General features: G+C 70.8%; 18 protein-coding genes, 1 tRNA gene and 1 riboswitch. Of the genes, 7 read left to right on the top strand and 12 right to left on the bottom strand.

Going from position 1 to position 16,159, the window contains the following annotated elements; all coding sequences use genetic code 11:
• Nucleotides 1-118: 118 nt before the first annotated feature.
• Genes ACGF3I_RS27995 through ACGF3I_RS27980 form a run of 4 tightly spaced genes read right to left on the bottom strand, consistent with a single transcriptional unit; the run spans nucleotide 119 to nucleotide 3,521 of the window.
• Nucleotides 119-787: a DUF1707 domain-containing protein gene (locus tag ACGF3I_RS27995; protein ID WP_393136738.1), complete on the bottom strand. Its 669-nt coding sequence runs from the start codon at nucleotides 785-787 to the stop codon at nucleotides 119-121.
• 43 nt (nucleotides 788-830) lie between these two features.
• A complete protein-coding gene (locus tag ACGF3I_RS27990; protein WP_393136681.1) occupies nucleotides 831-1,850 on the bottom strand; it encodes an ATP-binding cassette domain-containing protein in 1,020 nt (339 codons plus the stop codon).
• A gap of 44 nt (nucleotides 1,851-1,894) precedes the next feature.
• Entirely contained in the window at nucleotides 1,895-2,728 is an 834-nt protein-coding gene (locus tag ACGF3I_RS27985; RefSeq protein ID WP_393136679.1) for an ABC transporter permease, read from the bottom strand.
• Nucleotides 2,721-3,521, bottom strand: coding sequence for an ABC transporter permease (locus tag ACGF3I_RS27980; protein ID WP_393136677.1), 801 nt, complete (start codon nucleotides 3,519-3,521; stop codon nucleotides 2,721-2,723). The genes ACGF3I_RS27985 and ACGF3I_RS27980 overlap by 8 nt, the downstream gene beginning before the upstream one ends.
• Nucleotides 3,522-3,730: 209 nt before the next feature.
• On the opposite strand from ACGF3I_RS27980, the gene ACGF3I_RS27975 reads away from it, so the two are divergent.
• Nucleotides 3,731-6,346, top strand: a complete 2,616-nt coding sequence (locus ACGF3I_RS27975; RefSeq protein ID WP_393136675.1) for a transglycosylase domain-containing protein — start codon at nucleotides 3,731-3,733, stop codon at nucleotides 6,344-6,346.
• A gap of 12 nt (nucleotides 6,347-6,358) precedes the next feature.
• Here ACGF3I_RS27975 and ACGF3I_RS27970 read toward each other — a convergent pair whose 3' ends face one another.
• From ACGF3I_RS27970 to ACGF3I_RS27960, 3 genes are all read right to left on the bottom strand, one after another.
• Nucleotides 6,359-6,679 (bottom strand): DMT family transporter, encoded by a 321-nt coding sequence (locus ACGF3I_RS27970; protein WP_393136672.1) that lies wholly within the window; start codon nucleotides 6,677-6,679, stop codon nucleotides 6,359-6,361.
• A 33-nt stretch (nucleotides 6,680-6,712) separates the two neighbouring features.
• A riboswitch (guanidine-III (ykkC-III) riboswitch) is annotated at nucleotides 6,713-6,783 on the bottom strand.
• Nucleotides 6,784-6,844: 61 nt separating this feature from the next.
• A complete protein-coding gene (locus tag ACGF3I_RS27965) occupies nucleotides 6,845-7,177 on the bottom strand; it encodes a co-chaperone GroES (RefSeq protein ID WP_114036654.1) in 333 nt (110 codons plus the stop codon).
• Nucleotides 7,178-7,221: 44 nt separating this feature from the next.
• Nucleotides 7,222-7,542 carry a DUF3618 domain-containing protein gene (locus ACGF3I_RS27960; protein WP_393136670.1) on the bottom strand — a complete coding sequence of 107 codons (321 nt, stop codon included), beginning with the start codon at nucleotides 7,540-7,542 and terminating at the stop codon, nucleotides 7,222-7,224.
• Between the two features lie 138 nt (nucleotides 7,543-7,680).
• On the opposite strand from ACGF3I_RS27960, the gene bcp reads away from it, so the two are divergent.
• The 4 genes from bcp to ACGF3I_RS27940 all read left to right on the top strand — a co-directional run bounded on the left by bcp (nucleotide 7,681) and on the right by ACGF3I_RS27940 (nucleotide 9,626).
• Complete coding sequence (gene bcp / locus ACGF3I_RS27955) at nucleotides 7,681-8,148, top strand: thioredoxin-dependent thiol peroxidase (RefSeq protein ID WP_393136668.1); 468 nt, start codon at nucleotides 7,681-7,683, stop codon at nucleotides 8,146-8,148.
• Between the two features lie 173 nt (nucleotides 8,149-8,321).
• Complete coding sequence (locus ACGF3I_RS27950) at nucleotides 8,322-8,969, top strand: HNH endonuclease signature motif containing protein (RefSeq protein WP_393136736.1); 648 nt, start codon at nucleotides 8,322-8,324, stop codon at nucleotides 8,967-8,969.
• A complete protein-coding gene (locus tag ACGF3I_RS27945) occupies nucleotides 8,966-9,484 on the top strand; it encodes an HNH endonuclease signature motif containing protein (protein ID WP_393136665.1) in 519 nt (172 codons plus the stop codon). Before ACGF3I_RS27950 ends, ACGF3I_RS27945 begins: the two co-directional genes overlap by 4 nt.
• A 69-nt stretch (nucleotides 9,485-9,553) precedes the next feature.
• A tRNA-Leu gene (locus tag ACGF3I_RS27940) sits at nucleotides 9,554-9,626 on the top strand.
• A gap of 58 nt (nucleotides 9,627-9,684) precedes the next feature.
• On the opposite strand, the gene rdgB is transcribed toward ACGF3I_RS27940, so the two are convergent.
• The 4 genes from rdgB to ACGF3I_RS27920 form a co-directional block, all read right to left on the bottom strand.
• Complete coding sequence (gene rdgB, locus ACGF3I_RS27935) at nucleotides 9,685-10,287, bottom strand: RdgB/HAM1 family non-canonical purine NTP pyrophosphatase (RefSeq protein WP_393136662.1); 603 nt, start codon at nucleotides 10,285-10,287, stop codon at nucleotides 9,685-9,687.
• 165 nt (nucleotides 10,288-10,452) lie between these two features.
• Nucleotides 10,453-10,833 (bottom strand): hypothetical protein, encoded by a 381-nt coding sequence (locus tag ACGF3I_RS27930; RefSeq protein WP_393136660.1) that lies wholly within the window; start codon nucleotides 10,831-10,833, stop codon nucleotides 10,453-10,455.
• 122 nt (nucleotides 10,834-10,955) lie between these two features.
• Nucleotides 10,956-11,705 (bottom strand): ribonuclease PH, encoded by a 750-nt coding sequence (gene rph / locus ACGF3I_RS27925; protein WP_393136658.1) that lies wholly within the window; start codon nucleotides 11,703-11,705, stop codon nucleotides 10,956-10,958.
• 163 nt (nucleotides 11,706-11,868) lie between these two features.
• Entirely contained in the window at nucleotides 11,869-12,102 is a 234-nt protein-coding gene (locus tag ACGF3I_RS27920; RefSeq protein ID WP_018105617.1) for a glucose PTS transporter subunit EIIB, read from the bottom strand.
• A 242-nt stretch (nucleotides 12,103-12,344) separates the two neighbouring features.
• Here ACGF3I_RS27920 and ACGF3I_RS27915 point away from each other — a divergent pair, with 242 nt between their 5' ends.
• Nucleotides 12,345-13,640, top strand: coding sequence for a PTS transporter subunit EIIC (locus tag ACGF3I_RS27915; protein ID WP_393136654.1), 1,296 nt, complete (start codon nucleotides 12,345-12,347; stop codon nucleotides 13,638-13,640).
• A gap of 299 nt (nucleotides 13,641-13,939) precedes the next feature.
• Nucleotides 13,940-15,190 carry a PTS transporter subunit EIIC gene (locus tag ACGF3I_RS27910; RefSeq protein ID WP_393136652.1) on the top strand — a complete coding sequence of 417 codons (1,251 nt, stop codon included), beginning with the start codon at nucleotides 13,940-13,942 and terminating at the stop codon, nucleotides 15,188-15,190.
• Nucleotides 15,191-15,266: 76 nt separating this feature from the next.
• On the opposite strand, the gene ACGF3I_RS27905 is transcribed toward ACGF3I_RS27910, so the two are convergent.
• Nucleotides 15,267-16,019 carry an MBL fold metallo-hydrolase gene (locus tag ACGF3I_RS27905; protein WP_393136651.1) on the bottom strand — a complete coding sequence of 251 codons (753 nt, stop codon included), beginning with the start codon at nucleotides 16,017-16,019 and terminating at the stop codon, nucleotides 15,267-15,269.
• Between the last annotated feature and the right edge of the window lie 140 nt (nucleotides 16,020-16,159).

The following is a 16,159-nucleotide window of genomic DNA, read 5'->3' as shown; positions in this document are numbered from 1 at the left end:
CCCGCCCGTCTCCCGCACCCTGGGCGTCCCACCCGGCTCCCCCGCCCCGGGGGCGGCTACGCCAGCTCCCCCGCCCCCATGGGCGCCAAGGCGCAAAAACCGTCAACTCACCCCCGCCTCACCGCAGTTCCTTGCGCTCCCGATCCCTCAGCTCCCCGCCCCCGCGCCGCTCCGCCCGCAGCCGTTCCTTCTGCGCCTTGCGCAGCTTGCGGTCCACGCCGATGCCGCCCATCAGGGCGAACGCCACGACCGTCACACGCGGGGAGCCCGGGGTGCCCTCGCCGCTCGCCTTGTTGCCGTCGACGCCGCCCATGATGCCGAACCCCTTGACCTGGACGTTCAGTTCGGGCGGTACGGTCACGCCGATGCCGCCCATGATCGTGAACAGGCGCAGCACCGTCTCGCGGTCCTCGAAGCGGGCCTCGCGCAGGTCGATGTTGCCGCCGCCCCACATCGCGAAGGCCGTGAACCGCCGGGCCACCGTCCAGGCGCCCTTGCGCGAGAAGCCGCTCCACAGGGCGAAACCGCCCTTGGATGTGGGCGGGTGGCCGATCCGGGAGGGCCAGTGCACCTCGGCCTCGTTCTCGGGGTGGCGCGGCGCCGGGGCCGGGCCCGCCGTGCCCGGGGCGGGCAGATCGCGGACGAGCGGCTCCAACTCCCCGTGCGTACGCGCCGTGTAGGCAGCTTCGAGGCGCTGCTCGAACTCCTCCATGTCCAGACGCCCCTCGGCCAGCGCGTCCCTCAGTGACTCGGCGACCCGCTCCCGCTCGGCGTCCGAGGCCCGCATCTCGGGAAGCCCACCCGTTGGTTCACTCGTCATACGGCAGAGCCTAGTGAAGGTCCCGGTCCTCGGCAGCCCCGGGGCCGGTGCCCCTCGACGCCGCTGTCGGTGCCCCTCTGGACGTGAGCATGCGGGCGATCACCGCCTCGATGTCCGGCTCCCGCACCGACAGGTCCACCAGCGGGTAGGCCGCGGCGATGTGCGCGACCAGCGGCGCGGCCGACGCGGAGGCAGGGAAGGCGAGCCACTGGCGCGGCCCCTCCACCTTCACCACCCGGGCGCCTTCGGCCCGTACCGGCGGGAGTTCGCGCTCCAGGTCGACCACCAGGGTGCGTTCGCTCTCGCCCGCCTCGTGGAGCCCGGAGAGCGCGCCGTCGTACATCAGACGCCCGTGGTCGATCACCATCACCCGCTCGCAGAGCTGCTCGATGTCGGTCAGGTCGTGCGTGGTCAGCAGGATCGTGGTGGCGCGCTCCGCGTTGAGGTCGCGCAGGAACTGCCGGACCTTGGCCTTGCTGATCACGTCGAGGCCGATCGTCGGCTCGTCGAGGTAGAGGACGTCCGGGTCGTGCAGCAGCGCCGCGGCGATGTCACCGCGCATCCGCTGCCCCAGGGACAGCTGCCGTACGGGGACGTCCAACAGGCTTGCCAGGTCGAGGAGTTCGACGCAGCGGTCCAGGTTCTCGCGGAAGCGGGCGTCCGGGATGCGGTACATGCGGTGGGCCAGCCGGTAGGAGTCGTACAGCGGCAGGTCCCACCACAGGGTGGTGCGCTGGCCGAAGACGACGCCGATGCGCTGCGCCATCCTCGTCCGCTCGCGGGACGGATCGAGGCCCGCCACCCGCAGGCGGCCCCCGCTCGGGGTGAGGATGCCGGTCAGCATCTTGATGGTGGTGGACTTGCCCGCGCCGTTCGGGCCGATGTAGCCGACCATCTCGCCGCGCGGCACCCGGAAGCTGATCCCGTCCACGGCCTTCACCTGCCGCCGCTCACGGCGGAACCGGCCCGTCTTGCGGCGCACGTCGAAGACCTTGCGCACGTCGTCGAGTTCGATCAGGTCCTGGTCCATCCTCGGGTCAACTCCCCTGGTTCTCGGGCGGGTTCGGGTGCGGCTCAGCTGCCGGTGCTGCGGTATCCGCGCAGGCCGGCGCGCCATGCCAGGGCCGCGAGCGCCAGACAGAGCGCCGCCACCGGCGGGGGCGCGAAGGCGAGCCAGTGCGGCAGCGCCAGCGGGTAGGGCCGGCCGAGGACGTACAGCGCGGGCAGCCAGTTCACGAAGGCCAGCGGGAAGACGTAGGTGACCCCGCGCACCATGTCCTTGGCGAACACCGTCGGCGGGTACTGGAGCAGCGTCTGGCCGCCGTAGGTGAAGGCGCTCTGCACTTCGGCCGCGTCCTGCGCCCAGAACTGGAAGGCGGCGCCCGCGACGAACACCGCGCAGAAGATCGCGGTGCCGCACAGCAGCATCAGCGGCACCAGGAGCACCTTCAGTACGGTCCAGTGCACGTCGAGGGTGACCAGGGCGCCGGTCAGGACCAGGACGCCCTGGAGGAGCCGGCCCAGGCGCTGGAGGCCGAAGCGGTCGGCGGCGACCTGGGCGAGCACCGGCACCGGGCGCACGAGCAGGGTGTCCAGCGTGCCGTCGCGCACCCGCGCGCCCAGCTTGTCGATGGAGCCGAGCAGCGCGTTGGCGAGGCCGAACGAGGTGGTCGACGTCCCGTACAGGAAGGCCACTTCGGCGAAGGAGTAGCCGCCGAGCGAGCGCACCTGCGAGAACATCAGGGCGATCACGACGAAGTCGAAGGCCGTCACCAGGAAGTTCCCGGCCAGCATCATCACGAACGAAGCCCGGTAGGCGAGGGCCGAGCGGATCCACATCGCGGCGATCATGCGGTACGCGCTCCACGCGCCCGGCGGCGGGCGCCGGTCGGTCACCCGGTCAGCCACCCTGGACCACCACCCTGCGCACCGCGGCGGACTGGACGAGCCGGCCCGCCCCGAGCAGCGCCGCCGCCCAGCCGAGCTGGAAGCCGTAGGCACCGAGCAGGCCCCAGCCCCGGTGGCGGCCCATCAGGACGTCCGCCGGGATCTGCAGCAGCGAGGACCAGGGCAGGGCGCGGGCCACCTCGCCGAGCAGCCCGGGGAAGGCGTTGAGCGGCAGCAGCATCCCGGAGAAGAACAGGCCCGCGATGGACACCAGCGAGGACACCCCGGCCCCGTCGAGCAGCCAGAACGCCGAGAGCGCGACCAGGAAGCGCAGCGCGAAGCTCACCACCACCCCCAGCAGGACCGCGAACAGGAACGCCAGCCACGTCCGGACGTCGGTCGGCAGTGCGAGGTCGAAGACGAGGGCGCCGAAGGCGAGCGGCACCGCCCCGCGCCCCACGAAGTGGAAGAGCGCCCGGCCGAGGTCGGCCGAGAGCCACCACAGCTGGAGGTCGGCCGGGCGGTAGAGGTCGATCGCGATGTCACCCGTACGGATGCGTTCCACGAGCTCGTCCGCGAAGCCCCCGCCGAACATGTTGACCGTCATCAGCATGGCCTGGCTGATCCACACATAGGTGAGCGCCTGGGACTGGTCGTAGCCGCCGAGGTTGGGGCGCTGGTCCCACAGGGCTATATAGGTGTACGCCACGATCACGCCGAAGACGGTGTTGGTGAACACCCCGGCCGCGGTGGCGACCCGGTACGTCGTATAGCGCCGGAACCCACCCGCGGCCACGACTCCGTACAGCCGCACGAACGCCCCCTCACCCGCCCATCGACACCAAAGCGCGAGAGCCTAGCCCAGCCCCTCGGCCCTTCGCGACGCAATTTCCGCGGCGGGACGGGCAAGATGTCCCTGCGGTACGAATCGGCCGAAATGGTTGATTCATAGAGGTAACCACCCCGTACCGCACCCGTATCCGTACGTGACCGGGGCGCAAGGCCGGAGAGAGCCGGAGAGACATGAGCGACGACGAGCAGCCGGAGCCACCACGGCCCGGACCCGAGGGGCCGCGGAAGTGGACGCCCCGCGACCTCAGCGCCTCCGGCCCCACCCCGCCCGGGCCCACGGAGGCGGGTGCCACCGCCGGGGCGGAACGGGGTGCGGCAGCGGGCTCCGACGGCGGGGTGGAAGGGGGTGCGGCAGCGGGTTCCGACGGCGGGCCCGCCCGGGGGAAGAAGGGGCGGCCCCCGCGGACCGGATGGCGCCGCTTCGTCCCGCGCTGGCGCGTGGTCCTCGGCCTCTTCCTGTTCTGCGCCCTGCTGCTCATCGGCGGCTTCATCGCCGGCTACATGCTCGTGTCGATCCCCGCCGCCAACGCCGGGGCCACCGCCCAGTCCAACGTGTTCCTCTACGCCGACGGCACCCAGCTCGCCTCGGACGGCGAGATCAACCGCGAGAACGTCCAGCTCGCGCAGATCCCGCTCACCGTCCAGCGCGCCGTACTGGCCGCCGAGGACCGGGACTTCTACTCCGAGCGGGCCGTCGACCCCAAGGCGATGATCCGCGCGGCCTGGAACACCCTCACCGGCAAGGGCACCCAGGGCGGCTCCACCATCACCCAGCAGTACGTCAAGAACTACTACCTCGGCCAGGAACAGACCGTCACCCGCAAGGTGAAGGAGTTCTTCATCGCGATCAAGCTCAATCGCGAGGAGACCAAGGAGGACATCCTCGCCGGGTACCTGAACACCAGCTACTTCGGGCGCAACGCCTACGGCATCCAGGCCGCGTCCCAGGCGTACTACGGCAAGGACGTCGAGAAGCTCACCACCGCCGAGGGCGCCTACCTCGCCTCGCTGCTCAACTCGCCCAGCGCCTACGACGTGATCGCCCACCCGCAGAACAAGCCCCGGGTGCTGGCCCGCTGGAACTACGTGCTCGACGGCATGGTCAAGAAGAAGTGGCTCGGCGCCTCCGAACGGGCCGCCACCACCTTCCCCGTCCCCGGGAAGGCCAAGCCCCGCGCCGGGCTGGCCGGTCAGCGCGGTTACCTCGTCGAGGCCGTCAAGGACTACCTCACCAGCAACAAGATCATCGACGACAACACCCTGGCCACCGGCGGCTACCGCATCACCACCACGATCCAGCGGGACAAGCAGGACGCGTTCGTCAAAGCCGTCGACGACAGGGTCAACTCCAAGCTGAGCAGCGTCCGCAAGGCCGACCGCAACGTGCGCGTGGGCGGCGCCTCCATCGACCCGGCCACCGGCAAGGTCCTCGCGATGTACGGCGGCGTCGACTACACCAGGCAGTACGTCAACAACGCCACCCGGCGCGACTTCCAAGTGGGCTCCACCTTCAAGCCGTTCGTCTTCACCTCGGCCGTGGCCAACGGCTCCACCACCCAGGACGGCCGCCCCATCACCCCCAACACCGTCTACGACGGCACCAACAAGCGCCCCGTACAGGGCTGGAAGGGCGCGCCCTACGGTCCCGCCAACGAGGACGACATCTCCTACGGGCAGATCACCGTGCGCACCGCCACCGACAAGTCCGTCAACGCGGTGTACGCACAGATGGCCGTCGACGTCGGCCCCGCCAAGGTGAAGCAGACGGCCATCGACCTCGGGCTGCCCGCCGACACCCCGGACATGCCCAACGGCCCCTCCACCGCGCTCGGCACCGCGACCGCCAGCGTGCTCGACATGACACAGGCGTACGCCACGCTGGCCGGGCACGGGCGCCACGGCACGTACACGATGGTCGAGTCGGTCATCAAGGACGGCGAGAAGACCGACCTGCCCTCCGAGGACGCCGAACAGGCCGTCCCCCGCGAGGCCGCCGACACCACGACGTCGATGCTCCAGAGCGTCGTCGACGGCGGCACCGGCACCGCCGCGCAGGCCTCCGGACGCCCCTCCGCCGGCAAGACCGGCACCGCCGAACAGGACAAGGCGGCCTGGTTCGCGGGCTACACCCCGGACCTGGCCACCGTCGTCGCGGTGATGGGCGCCGACCCCGACACGGCGGTGCAGCAGCCGCTGTACGGGGCGCTCGGGCTGCCCCGCATGAACGGCGGCGGGCCGCCCGCGCAGATCTGGGCCCAGTACACCAAGGGCGCCCTGCGGGGCAGCGAGGCCAAGGACTTCGACCTGGAGCTCCAGGAGGGCGCGACCGCGCCGGTCGAACCGCCCACCCCCAACCCGTTCCAGTCCCCGACCCCGGGCCGCGACCAGGGCCAGACGCAGGGCCAGGACCAGGGACAGACCCAGGGCCAGTCGCAGGGCCGGACCGGCGGCCGCGACCAGGGGCAGACCCAGGGCCAGAACCAGGGGCAGACCGGCGGTCGCAGCCAGGGACAGACCCAGGGCCAGAACCAGGGCCGGACACAGGGGCAGGACCAGGGACAGACGCAGGGGCAGACCCAGGGCGGCGCGGACAACGGAGGGCCCGTCAACGGCGGCCAGAACCAGGGGCCGACCCAGGGCCAGACCGCGGGCCAGGACCAGGGACAGACCCAGGGCGGCCAGACCCAGGGCGGCGCCGACAACGGCGGCACGGAGGGCGGCGGAACGGACGGGCTCGGCGGCGCCACGGGCCTCGCCGAACGGCCGCGCGGCTCCCGCAGCCCGTAGGCACCCGAACCGCTAGTGCCCGCTCGTCGCCTTCAGACCGACCACGGCGACGAGCAGCAGACAGACGAAGAAGATCCGGGCGGCGGTGGCCGGTTCACCCAGCACCACCATGCCGAGCACCGCGGCGCCCGCGGCACCGATGCCCACCCACACGCCGTACGCGGTGCCGATGGGCAGCGTCTTGGCGGCCTGCGAGAGCAGCAGCATGGAGGCGACGATCCCGAGACCGGTCAGCACACTGGGCACCGGACGCGTGAACCCGTCCGTGTACTTCATCCCGATCGACCAGCCCACTTCGAGCAGACCGGCGACGACCAACAGGACCCATGCCATGACGGCACCTCCGAGACGCGAGACAACTTCACAGGTGCGTCGTCTTGTCCTGACCCGGTACGACGCGTCTCGTCGGGGTCCCACCACCGTAGCAAAGGGCGTGCGAAAGGGCCGGTGACCTCGGTCACCGGCCCTTCGGGTACGCGCGGGGCCCCGCCGCGGGCGCTACAGGTACAGGCCGGTCGCGTCCACGGAGACCCGTTCCGAGGCCACGGCGTGCAGGTCGCGCTCGCGCATCAGGACGTACGCCACGCCCCGCACCTCCACCTCGGCACGGTCCTCGGGGTCGTACAGGACCCGGTCGCCCGGCTCCACGGTGCGCACGTTCTGGCCCACCGCGACCACCTCCGCCCAGGCGAGGCGCTTGCCGACGGCGGCGGTGGCCGGAATGAGGATGCCACCGCCCGAACGCCGCTCGCCCTCGGGCGTGTCTGACCGGACCAGCACGCGGTCGTGCAGCATCCGGATGGGCAGCTTGTCGTGGGTGTTCTCGCTCACGGAGTCGAACCTACCCGCACCGGCGGCGGGCGTACGCCGAAGGGTCAGGCCCGCCGCTTGCGCGCCGACAGGGCGAGCAGCCCGACCAGACCGACCGCGACCAGCGCGACCGGCACGATGCGCTCCACGCGGGGCGCGCCGTCCTCCGACACGAAGCGCGCCTTCACGTCGCCGACCGTGCGGTTCACCGCGACGTAGGCGCGTCCCGCGGTCTGGTCCACGGCCGAGGCGACCCTGGCCTTCGCGTCGCCGACGATCGTGGACGGGTGCAGCCGCACCCCGATCTCGTCGAGGGTCACCGCGAGCTGATTACGCCGGCTCCTGATGTCCGCCTCGATCTGCGCAGGGGTCCTGGCATCCGACACTGCGCCGCCTCCGGTGGTCGTGTGGGGTCATCCGTCGATCCACAGTCTGTCAGCTCCGGCGCCGATGCACTGTCACAGGCCCCCATTAGGCTCTGTCGGTGTACGTCCACCCTCGGCCTTCCCTCCGGAGGAAACCCCATGAGCGAGCGACTCAAGCCCGGCGACACCGCGCCCGCCTTCACCCTGCCCGACGCGGACGGCAACGAGGTCTCGCTCGCCGCTCACCAGGGCCGCAAGGTCATCGTGTACTTCTACCCGGCGGCCCTCACCCCCGGCTGCACCAAGCAGGCCTGCGACTTCACGGACAACCTGGAGCTGCTCGCGGGCGCCGGGTACGACGTCATCGGCGTCTCGCCCGACAAGCCGGAGAAGCTGGCGAAGTTCCGCGAGAAGGAGTCCCTGAAGGTCACGCTGGTCGGCGACCCGTCGAAGGAGGTCCTGGAGGCGTACGGGGCGTACGGCGAGAAGAAGCTGTACGGCAAGACGGTGACCGGGGTCATCCGCTCGACGGTGGTCGTGGACGAGGACGGCAAGGTGGAGCGGGCCCTGTACAACGTCAAGGCGACGGGCCACGTGGCCAAGATCATCAAGGACCTCTCGATCTGACCCCGGCCCCGGCCCGCCTCCCGGCCCCGCCCGCCTCCCGGCCCCGCCCACCTCCCGAACGGCCTCCACCCGGCAAGCGGTGCGAGCCGTTCCGTATGTCGGGTGTGACCGTCCGATATGCGGTTCGTTACTCCGTACGGGGCTGCGAACGCGTGGCCGGGACGGAGAAGATCGTGGGCACGAGCCCGTACACCAGGGAGAGACTGGCCGAGGCGGCCGGCTCCTCCAGCACCTTGTCGGAAGCACTGACGAAGCTGGGGCTGGACCCCAAGGGCGGGTCACGGCGGTACATACGGGAACGGATGCGGAGGCTGGGCGTTTCGACGGCTCACTTCGAACGGGAGGGCGCACGCTGGACGCCGGACGTTCTGGAGCCGGCGGTCGCTGCCTCGACGAACATGTGCGAAGTCCTGCGGCGCCTGGGCCTGGACGTGGTCGGTGGGCATCACACCCACATATCCCGGCGCATCAAGGCGTTCGGGATCGACACCTCGCACTTCAGGCCCCCGTCGCGGGCCGGCGAGACCCGGCGTCGGCAGCCGGATGCGCTGCTCGTCGTACAGGAGCCGGGCACGGCGCGGCGGATCCCGAGCGATCGGCTCAAGCGGGCGATGGCGTCGACAGGCGTCGGCGAGCAGTGCGCGATGTGTGGCACGGAACCCGTGTGGCGGGGGCGACCGCTGCCGCTCGAGGTCGATCACATCGACGGGGACTGGCGGAACAACCAGATCGGCAACCTGCGGCTGCTCTGCCCCAACTGCCATGCCACGACGGACAGTTACCGCGGACGCGCCAAGGCCGGGAACGCGGGCGGGCGATGAACCCGAACCCGCGCCCGACCCGCGAGCGGCGCCCCGGGGCGATCTCCCGGCCCCACCCGGCGGAACTGCGCAGTGCCGTGGCCGCGTCCGTCTCGCTCGCCGGCGTGCTGCGGCGCCTCGGCCGACCGGACAGCACGAGTGCGCGGACGGCCCTGCGCCGTTGGATGGCCGAGGACGCCGTTCCCACAGACCACCTGCTCGGGCAGGCGCACCAGCGGGGCAGCACGCATCCCGCCCGCAGAAAGCGCGCCGAGGACGTGCTGAGACGACGCGACGACGGGCACCGCACCAAGACGGTGCACCTGCGCCGCGCCCTGCACGAGGTCGGTGTTCCCGAGCGGTGCGACGAGTGCGGTACCGGTCCGGAATGGAGGGGCCGCCCCTTGACGCTGGAGGTCGACCACATCAATGGGGACCGCAGCGACGACCGGCGTGAGAACCTGCGCCTGCTGTGCCCCAATTGCCATGCGGTGACCGTCACCTGGTGCCGGGGCGGCCGTCGCGGATCGCCCTGAACGACCCCGGGTCCACCGGCCGTGGGCTGCCGTCCACGGTCGGCGCCCAGTAGAGTGGGCGCCGTGTGCGCGCCCGTACGCCAAGGGCTGAGCGGCGATCTTTAGGTGGTCGTGTCTGTCGGTTCGAATCCGACCGGGCGCACTCGATCGAAACGGTGTGGGCCGCTCCTGTCTTCAGGGGCGGCCCACACCGTTTCGCCTCACCCCACCAGCTCCCGCACCACCGGCACCAGCGCCCGGAACGCCTGCCCGCGATGGCTGATCGCGTTCTTCTCCTGGGCCGTCAGCTCCGCGCACGTACGGGTCTCGCCCTCCGGCTGGAGGATCGGGTCGTAGCCGAAGCCGCCCGTTCCGGCGGGGGCGCGGCGCAGGGTGCCCAGGAGGCGGCCCTCCACCACGCGTTCGGTGCCGTCGGGCAGGGCGAGGGCCGCGGCGCACGCGAAGTGGGCGGCGCGGTGTTCGTCGGCGATGTCGGAGAGCTGGGCCAGCAGGAGGTCCAGGTTGGCCTGGTCGTCCCCGTGGGTGCCGGACCAGCGGGCCGAGAAGATGCCGGGCGCGCCGCCGAGGACGTCGACGCAGAGGCCCGAGTCGTCGGCCACGGCGGGCAGGCCGGTGGCCCGGGCGAGGGCGTGGGCCTTGAGGAGGGCGTTCTCGGCGAAGGTGACGCCGGTTTCCCTGACGTCGGGGATCTCGGGGTAGGCGTCGGCGCCGACGAGTTCGTGGGGCAGTCCGGCCGCGGCGAGGATCGCGTGGAGTTCGGTGACTTTGCCGGCGTTGCGGGTGGCGAGGATCAGGCGGGTCATGGACCCCAGTATCGCGGGGCCGCCGACGGGCGGGCGGCCCCGGGCCGGGCCCGGGGCCACGCGGTGCGGGCGGACGGGCCGAGGCCCGGGCACGCGGCGCGGGCGGACAGGGCGCGCGGTGCGGGCGGGCGGGCGGAGGCCGGCGCGCGGGGCGGGCCGGCGGGCTCAGGGGGTGCAGACCTTGCCGATTTCCTTGGCCGCGGCGGTGACGCCGCTGATGTCGGGGGTGCCGTCGCCGTTCTTGATGGCCGTACGGACGTTGTCCACGGCCTTGTCGAGGTCGTCCACCGCGCGGGAGAGGTCGGCGTCGCCGGTCTTGTTCTTGAGGGACGACAGTTCGTTGTCGATGTCGTTGAGCGCCTGGTCGGCCTGGCCGGGGTTGTCGGTGGCGTTGCCGACGGCGCGGCCGAGGTTGTCGACGCTGGTGCCGATGGCCTGTGCGGTGTTGACGCAGTCGATCGCCTTGTCGATGGCTCCGCAGCCCGTGGCGGCGGCGACGGCGAGGGCCGCGGTGGCGACACAGACGGCGAGCGTGGTTCGGCGCATCGGTCGGGTCCTCCCCCAGGTGTTCCGGAACGGTCGGGGTTCCGGAAGGTACGGACGGGCGCCCGGCAGTCCCGTGCGCCCGTACTCGTGGTGACGCGGGGAGGTTCCCCTCGGTTGCCTCGTTACGGTGCGGGCTGTTCGCCGGACACCGCGGCCAGGGCGCGCAGTTGGAGGGCGGCGAGGTCGGCGCAGCCTCCGGTGGCGAGGTCGAGGAGGGCGTTGAGTTCCTTGCGGTCGAAGGGCTCGGCCTCGGCGGTGCCCTGGACCTCGACGAAGCGGCCGTCGCCGGTGCAGACGACGTTCATGTCGGTTTCGGCGCGCACGTCCTCCTCGTAGCAGAGGTCGAGGAGGGGGGCGCCGTCGACGATGCCGACGGAGACGGCGGAGACGGTGCCGATGAGGGGCTTGCGGCCGTGCTTGACGAGCTTCTTGCCCTGGGCCCAGGTGATGGCGTCGGCGAGGGCGACGTAGGCACCGGTGATGGCGGCGGTGCGGGTGCCGCCGTCGGCCTGGAGGACGTCGCAGTCCAGGACGATGGTGTTCTCGCCGAGGGCCTTGTAGTCGATGACGGCGCGCAGGGAGCGGCCGATGAGGCGGGAGATCTCGTGGGTGCGCCCGCCGATCTTGCCGCGGACGGATTCGCGGTCGCCGCGGGTGTTGGTGGAGCGGGGCAGCATCGAGTACTCGGCGGTGACCCAGCCTTCGCCGCTGCCCTTGCGCCAGCGCGGGACGCCTTCGGTGACGGAGGCGGTGCAGAAGACCTTGGTGTCGCCGAAGGAGATGAGGACGGAGCCCTCGGCGTGCTTGCTCCATCCGCGTTCGATGGTGACGGGGCGGAGCTGTTCGGGGGTGCGGCCGTCGATACGAGACATGCCCCTGAGCCTAGGCGATCCGGGTGGCCCCGGGTTCCGCTTCCCGGGAGGGGTTCGGGGCTCGCGTCCGGGTGGGCGCAGGGGGTCGGCGTACGCGAGAGGCCGGCCCCGTGGGGCCGGCCTCTGTGGTGCGGGGTCGCTGACCCGTGTGGTCGTCAGCGACTCACATCATGTCTTCGATGTCGGCGGCGATGGGGTCCGCGTCGGTGCCGATGACGACCTGGATCGCGGTGCCCATCTTGACGACGCCGTGGGCGCCGGCGGCCTTGAGAGCGGCCTCGTCGACCTTGCTCGGGTCGACGACCTCGGTGCGCAGGCGCGTGATGCAGCCTTCGACTTCCTCGATGTTCTCGATACCGCCGAGGCCGGCGACGATCTTCTCAGCCTTGCTGGCCATGTGTCTCTCCTGGTTCTCAAGAACGCTGTGTCGGCCCACGGTAGGTCCGCTTTGTCACGTTAACCCACGTTTGGCCCAGCTATGCGCGCGGGCGCATTCCGCCTGGCCAAGGATGGCGATCACCGGAGCCATGCCCCGCGAGGGGCTCGCTCCGGACGATACCGCAACTGGTCTACACCAGTGTGCAACGACCGTCCGAGCCGGCTTGTTCCACAAGCCCGGAGCAAGCGTGGAGGTTGCCGATGAGCACCAGCAGTGCGGCCGCGCCGCCCCGGCCCCGGTGGTGGAACGGGCTGTTCCAGGGGATGCAGAAGATGGGCCGCAGCCTCCAGCTGCCCATCGCCGTGCTCCCCGCGGCGGGCATCCTCAACCGGTTCGGCCAGGACGACATGTTCGGCAAGACCGGGCTCGGCTGGGACGACGTGGCCAAGGTGTTCGCCGGCGCCGGCGGCGCGCTGCTCAACGGCTCGCTCGGACTTCCGCTGCTGTTCTGCGTGGGCGTCTCGATCGGCATGGCGAAGAAGGCGGACGGCTCGACCGCGCTCGCGGCGGTGGCCGGCTTCCTCGTCTACTACAGCGTGCTGCTGCAGTTCCCGAAGGACTGCGCCGCCGGGGCCAAACTGACGGCCGGCGCCTGCGTGGCGAAGGACGGCACCGCGGTGCTCGCCACGTACCAGAACCCGGGCGTCTTCGGCGGCATCGTGATGGGCCTGCTCACCGCGTACTTCTGGCAGCGCTTCCACCGGACGAAGCTGGTGGACTGGCTGGGCTTCTTCAACGGGCGCCGGCTCGTGCCGATCATCATGTCCGGGATCGCGATCGTCTTCGCCGTGCTGTGCCTGTTCGTGTGGCCGCCGGTCGGTGACGCGCTGACCAGCTTCAGCAAGTGGCTGGTGGACCTGGGCTCGTGGGGCTCGGGCATCTTCGGTGTGGCCAACCGGGCGCTGCTCGTGATCGGTCTGCACCAGTTCCTGAACACGTTCGTCTGGTTCCAGTTCGGCGACTTCACCAAGCCCGACGGCACGGTCGTGCACGGCGACATCCCGCGCTTCCTCGCGGGCGACCCGACGGCCGGCCAGTTCCAGACGGGCTTCTTCCCGATCATGATGTTCGCCCTGCCGGCGGCGGCGCTCGCGATCGCCCACTGCGCCAAGCCGCACCGCCGCAAGGAGGTGGGCGGCATGATGCTCTCGGTGGGCCTGACCTCGCTCGTCACGGGCATCACCGAGCCGATCGAGTACTCCTTCGTCTTCATCGCGCCGCTGCTGTACGCGATCCACGCGGTGCTCACGGGCGTGTCGATGGCGGTCAGCTGGGGGCTCGGGGTGAAGGACGGCTTCAGCTTCTCGGCCGGGCTGATCGACTACGTCATCAACTGGAGCCTGGCGACGAAACCCTGGATGATCATTCCGATCGGGCTGTGCTTCGCGGTCGTCTACTACGCGCTCTTCCGGTTCGCGATCACCAAATTCAACCTGCCGACGCCGGGGCGCGAACCGGACGCGGACGAGCTGGAGGAGCAGAACATCAAGGCGTAGCTCCCGCCGCCGATTTCAAGGCCCTCGGACCCTGCGGTCCGGGGGCCTTCGGCATGGGCCGAGGCCTCTCACGGACAACGAAATGATTACGGCCCCGAGTCGCTTCCGCGGCGATTGCCGGATATGGCTCAGCCCACAAAAAACGAAGGTTCCTTATCTAACCCTCACCGTGCTACAACTGGTCTACACCACTCATTGGTGTAGACCACGCGGGCTTGACCGCGTTCCCCCGAGACGCCGCCGTCCCCCCGTATTTTCCCATGTCCCCGGGCGGCGCCTTGCCTTACTGGAGGATGTTGATGAGTACGGCCACCGCTAAGGCGGCGCCCGCGAAGAAGCGGGGCTCCGGCCTGTTCCAGGGCCTGCAGAAGGTCGGCCGCAGCTTGCAGCTGCCGATCGCCGTGCTGCCGGCCGCGGGCATCATGGTCCGCTTGGGCCAGCCCGACGTGTTCGGCAAGGACGGGCTCGGCTGGAACAAGGTCTCCGATGTGTTCGGCAACGCGGGCGGCGCGATAACCGGCGCCCTTCCGGTGCTCTTCTGCATCGGTGTCGCGATCGGCTTCGCGAAGAAGTCCGACGGCTCCACCGCCCTCGCCGCCCTGGTCGGCTTCCTCGTCTACAGCAAGGTGCTGCAGGCCTTCCCGATCGTCCAGCAGCACATAGCCGACGGCAAGATCGTCGACGCGAAGTACAACGACCCGGGTGTCCTCGGCGGCATCATCATGGGCCTGCTCGCGGCCGTGCTGTGGCAGAAGTTCCACCGCACCAAGCTCGTCGACTGGCTCGGCTTCTTCAACGGCCGCCGCCTGGTCCCGATCATCATGGCCTTCGTGGGCCTGGTCGTCGGCGTGTTCTTCGGTCTCGTCTGGGAGCCCATCGGCAACGGCATCGCCGACTTCGGCGAGTGGATGACCGGCCTCGGCGCCGGCGGTGCGGCCCTCTTCGGCGGTGTCAACCGGGCGCTGATCCCGATCGGCATGCACCAGTTCGTCAACACCGTCGCCTGGTTCCAGATCGGTGACTACACGGACGCGGCCGGCCAGGTCGTCCACGGTGACATCCCGCGCTTCCTCGCCGGTGACCACACCGCCGGCATGTTCCAGTCCGGCTTCTTCCCGATCATGATGTTCGGCCTTCCGGCCGCCGCCATCGCGATCGCCCACACGGCCCGTCCCGAGCGCCGCAAGGCCGTCCTCGGCATGATGGTCTCGCTGGCGCTGACCTCGTTCGTCACCGGTGTGACCGAGCCGATCGAGTTCTCCTTCATGTTCATCGCGCCGATCCTCTACGTGATCCACGTGGTGCTCACCGCCGTCTCGATGGCCGTCACGTGGGCCCTGGGCGTGCACGCCGGATTCAACTTCTCGGCAGGCGCGATCGACTACCTGCTGAACTGGACGCACGCCACCAAGCCCTGGCTGATCATCCCGATCGGACTGGTCTTCGGAGCGATCTACTACGTCCTGTTCCGCTTCGCCATCACCAAGTTCAACCTCACCACCCCGGGCCGCGAGCCCGAGGAAGAGGTCGAGGACCTGACGAAGGCGTAGCCGTCCCGCTTCGCCCGAAGGCCCCCGGAACCGTGAGGTTCCGGGGGCCTTCCGCGTGCCCGGGGCGGGGGCGGGCTCAGAACTCGTACACCGCGCCCGGCGCGGCCAGTTCCACCGGGCCCGGGTAGGCCGAGCGGGCGTCGGCCAGGTTGACCCGCGCGTCCGTCCACGGCGGGATGTGGGTGAGGACCAGGCGCCCGGCGCCGGCCCGGGCCGCGTGCTCGCCGGCCTCGCGGCCGTTGAGGTGCAGCGCGGGGATGTCCTCCTTGCCGTCCGTGAAGGAGGCCTCGCACAGGAACAGGTCGGCGCCCCGGGCCAGTTCGTCGAGGGCCGCGCAGGCGCCGGTGTCGCCGGAGTACACGAGCGTGGAGCCCCCGTGCTCGACGCGGATGCCGTACGCCTCGACGGGGTGCTCCACCCGTTCCGTGCGCACCGAGAAGGGGCCGATGTCGAACGAGCCCGGCTTCAGGGTGTGGAAGTCGAAGACCTCGCTCATCGAGGAGGCCGAGGGCGTGTCCGCGTAGGCGGTGGTCAGGCGCTGCTCGGCACCCTCGGGCGCGTACACCGGCATCGCGGCGCACCGGCCGCCCTCGTGGCGGTAGTAGCGCGCGACGAAGTAGCCGCACATGTCGATGCAGTGGTCGGCGTGCAGATGCGACAGGAAGATCGCGTCGAGGTCGTACAGGCCGATGTGGCGCTGCAGCTCACCGAGGGCCCCGTTGCCCATGTCGAGGAGCAGCCGGAAGCCGTCTGCCTCGACGAGGTAGCTGCTGCAGGCCGATTCCGCGGAGGGGAACGAGCCGGAGCAGCCGACGACGGTGAGCTTCATGGAGCGTGAACCTCCGGAACAGAGGGGCCAGGCGAAGCCTGTCGCTGAAGGGGGTGGGCGGGAGGCCGCGGGAAAAGGGCTGCGGTGGGTCGAGCGTAAGGCGCCCCAAGGCCCCTCGCTTCTCCGGAGCGGGCCGTTGT

Source organism: Streptomyces sp. NPDC048111, assembly GCF_043202815.1.
Taxonomy (GTDB): Bacteria; Actinomycetota; Actinomycetes; order Streptomycetales; family Streptomycetaceae; genus Streptomyces.
The sequence above is the reverse complement of the archived record's forward strand: the minus strand, read 5'-3'. Positions and strand labels throughout refer to the sequence as shown.

Coding starts and splice junctions, on each gene's coding strand:
- ACGF3I_RS27995 (WP_393136738.1), bottom strand. CDS start 787: ATGCGGGCCTCGGACGCCGAGCGGGAGCGGGTCGCCGAGTCACTGAGG.
- ACGF3I_RS27990 (WP_393136681.1), bottom strand. CDS start 1,850: ATGGACCAGGACCTGATCGAACTCGACGACGTGCGCAAGGTCTTCGAC.
- ACGF3I_RS27975 (WP_393136675.1), top strand. CDS start 3,731: ATGAGCGACGACGAGCAGCCGGAGCCACCACGGCCCGGACCCGAGGGG.
- ACGF3I_RS27970 (WP_393136672.1), bottom strand. CDS start 6,679: ATGGCATGGGTCCTGTTGGTCGTCGCCGGTCTGCTCGAAGTGGGCTGG.
- bcp (WP_393136668.1), top strand. CDS start 7,681: ATGAGCGAGCGACTCAAGCCCGGCGACACCGCGCCCGCCTTCACCCTG.
- ACGF3I_RS27945 (WP_393136665.1), top strand. CDS start 8,966: ATGAACCCGAACCCGCGCCCGACCCGCGAGCGGCGCCCCGGGGCGATC.
- rdgB (WP_393136662.1), bottom strand. CDS start 10,287: ATGACCCGCCTGATCCTCGCCACCCGCAACGCCGGCAAAGTCACCGAA.
- ACGF3I_RS27930 (WP_393136660.1), bottom strand. CDS start 10,833: ATGCGCCGAACCACGCTCGCCGTCTGTGTCGCCACCGCGGCCCTCGCC.
- rph (WP_393136658.1), bottom strand. CDS start 11,705: ATGTCTCGTATCGACGGCCGCACCCCCGAACAGCTCCGCCCCGTCACC.
- ACGF3I_RS27920 (WP_018105617.1), bottom strand. CDS start 12,102: ATGGCCAGCAAGGCTGAGAAGATCGTCGCCGGCCTCGGCGGTATCGAG.
- ACGF3I_RS27915 (WP_393136654.1), top strand. CDS start 12,345: ATGAGCACCAGCAGTGCGGCCGCGCCGCCCCGGCCCCGGTGGTGGAAC.
- ACGF3I_RS27910 (WP_393136652.1), top strand. CDS start 13,940: ATGAGTACGGCCACCGCTAAGGCGGCGCCCGCGAAGAAGCGGGGCTCC.
- ACGF3I_RS27905 (WP_393136651.1), bottom strand. CDS start 16,019: ATGAAGCTCACCGTCGTCGGCTGCTCCGGCTCGTTCCCCTCCGCGGAA.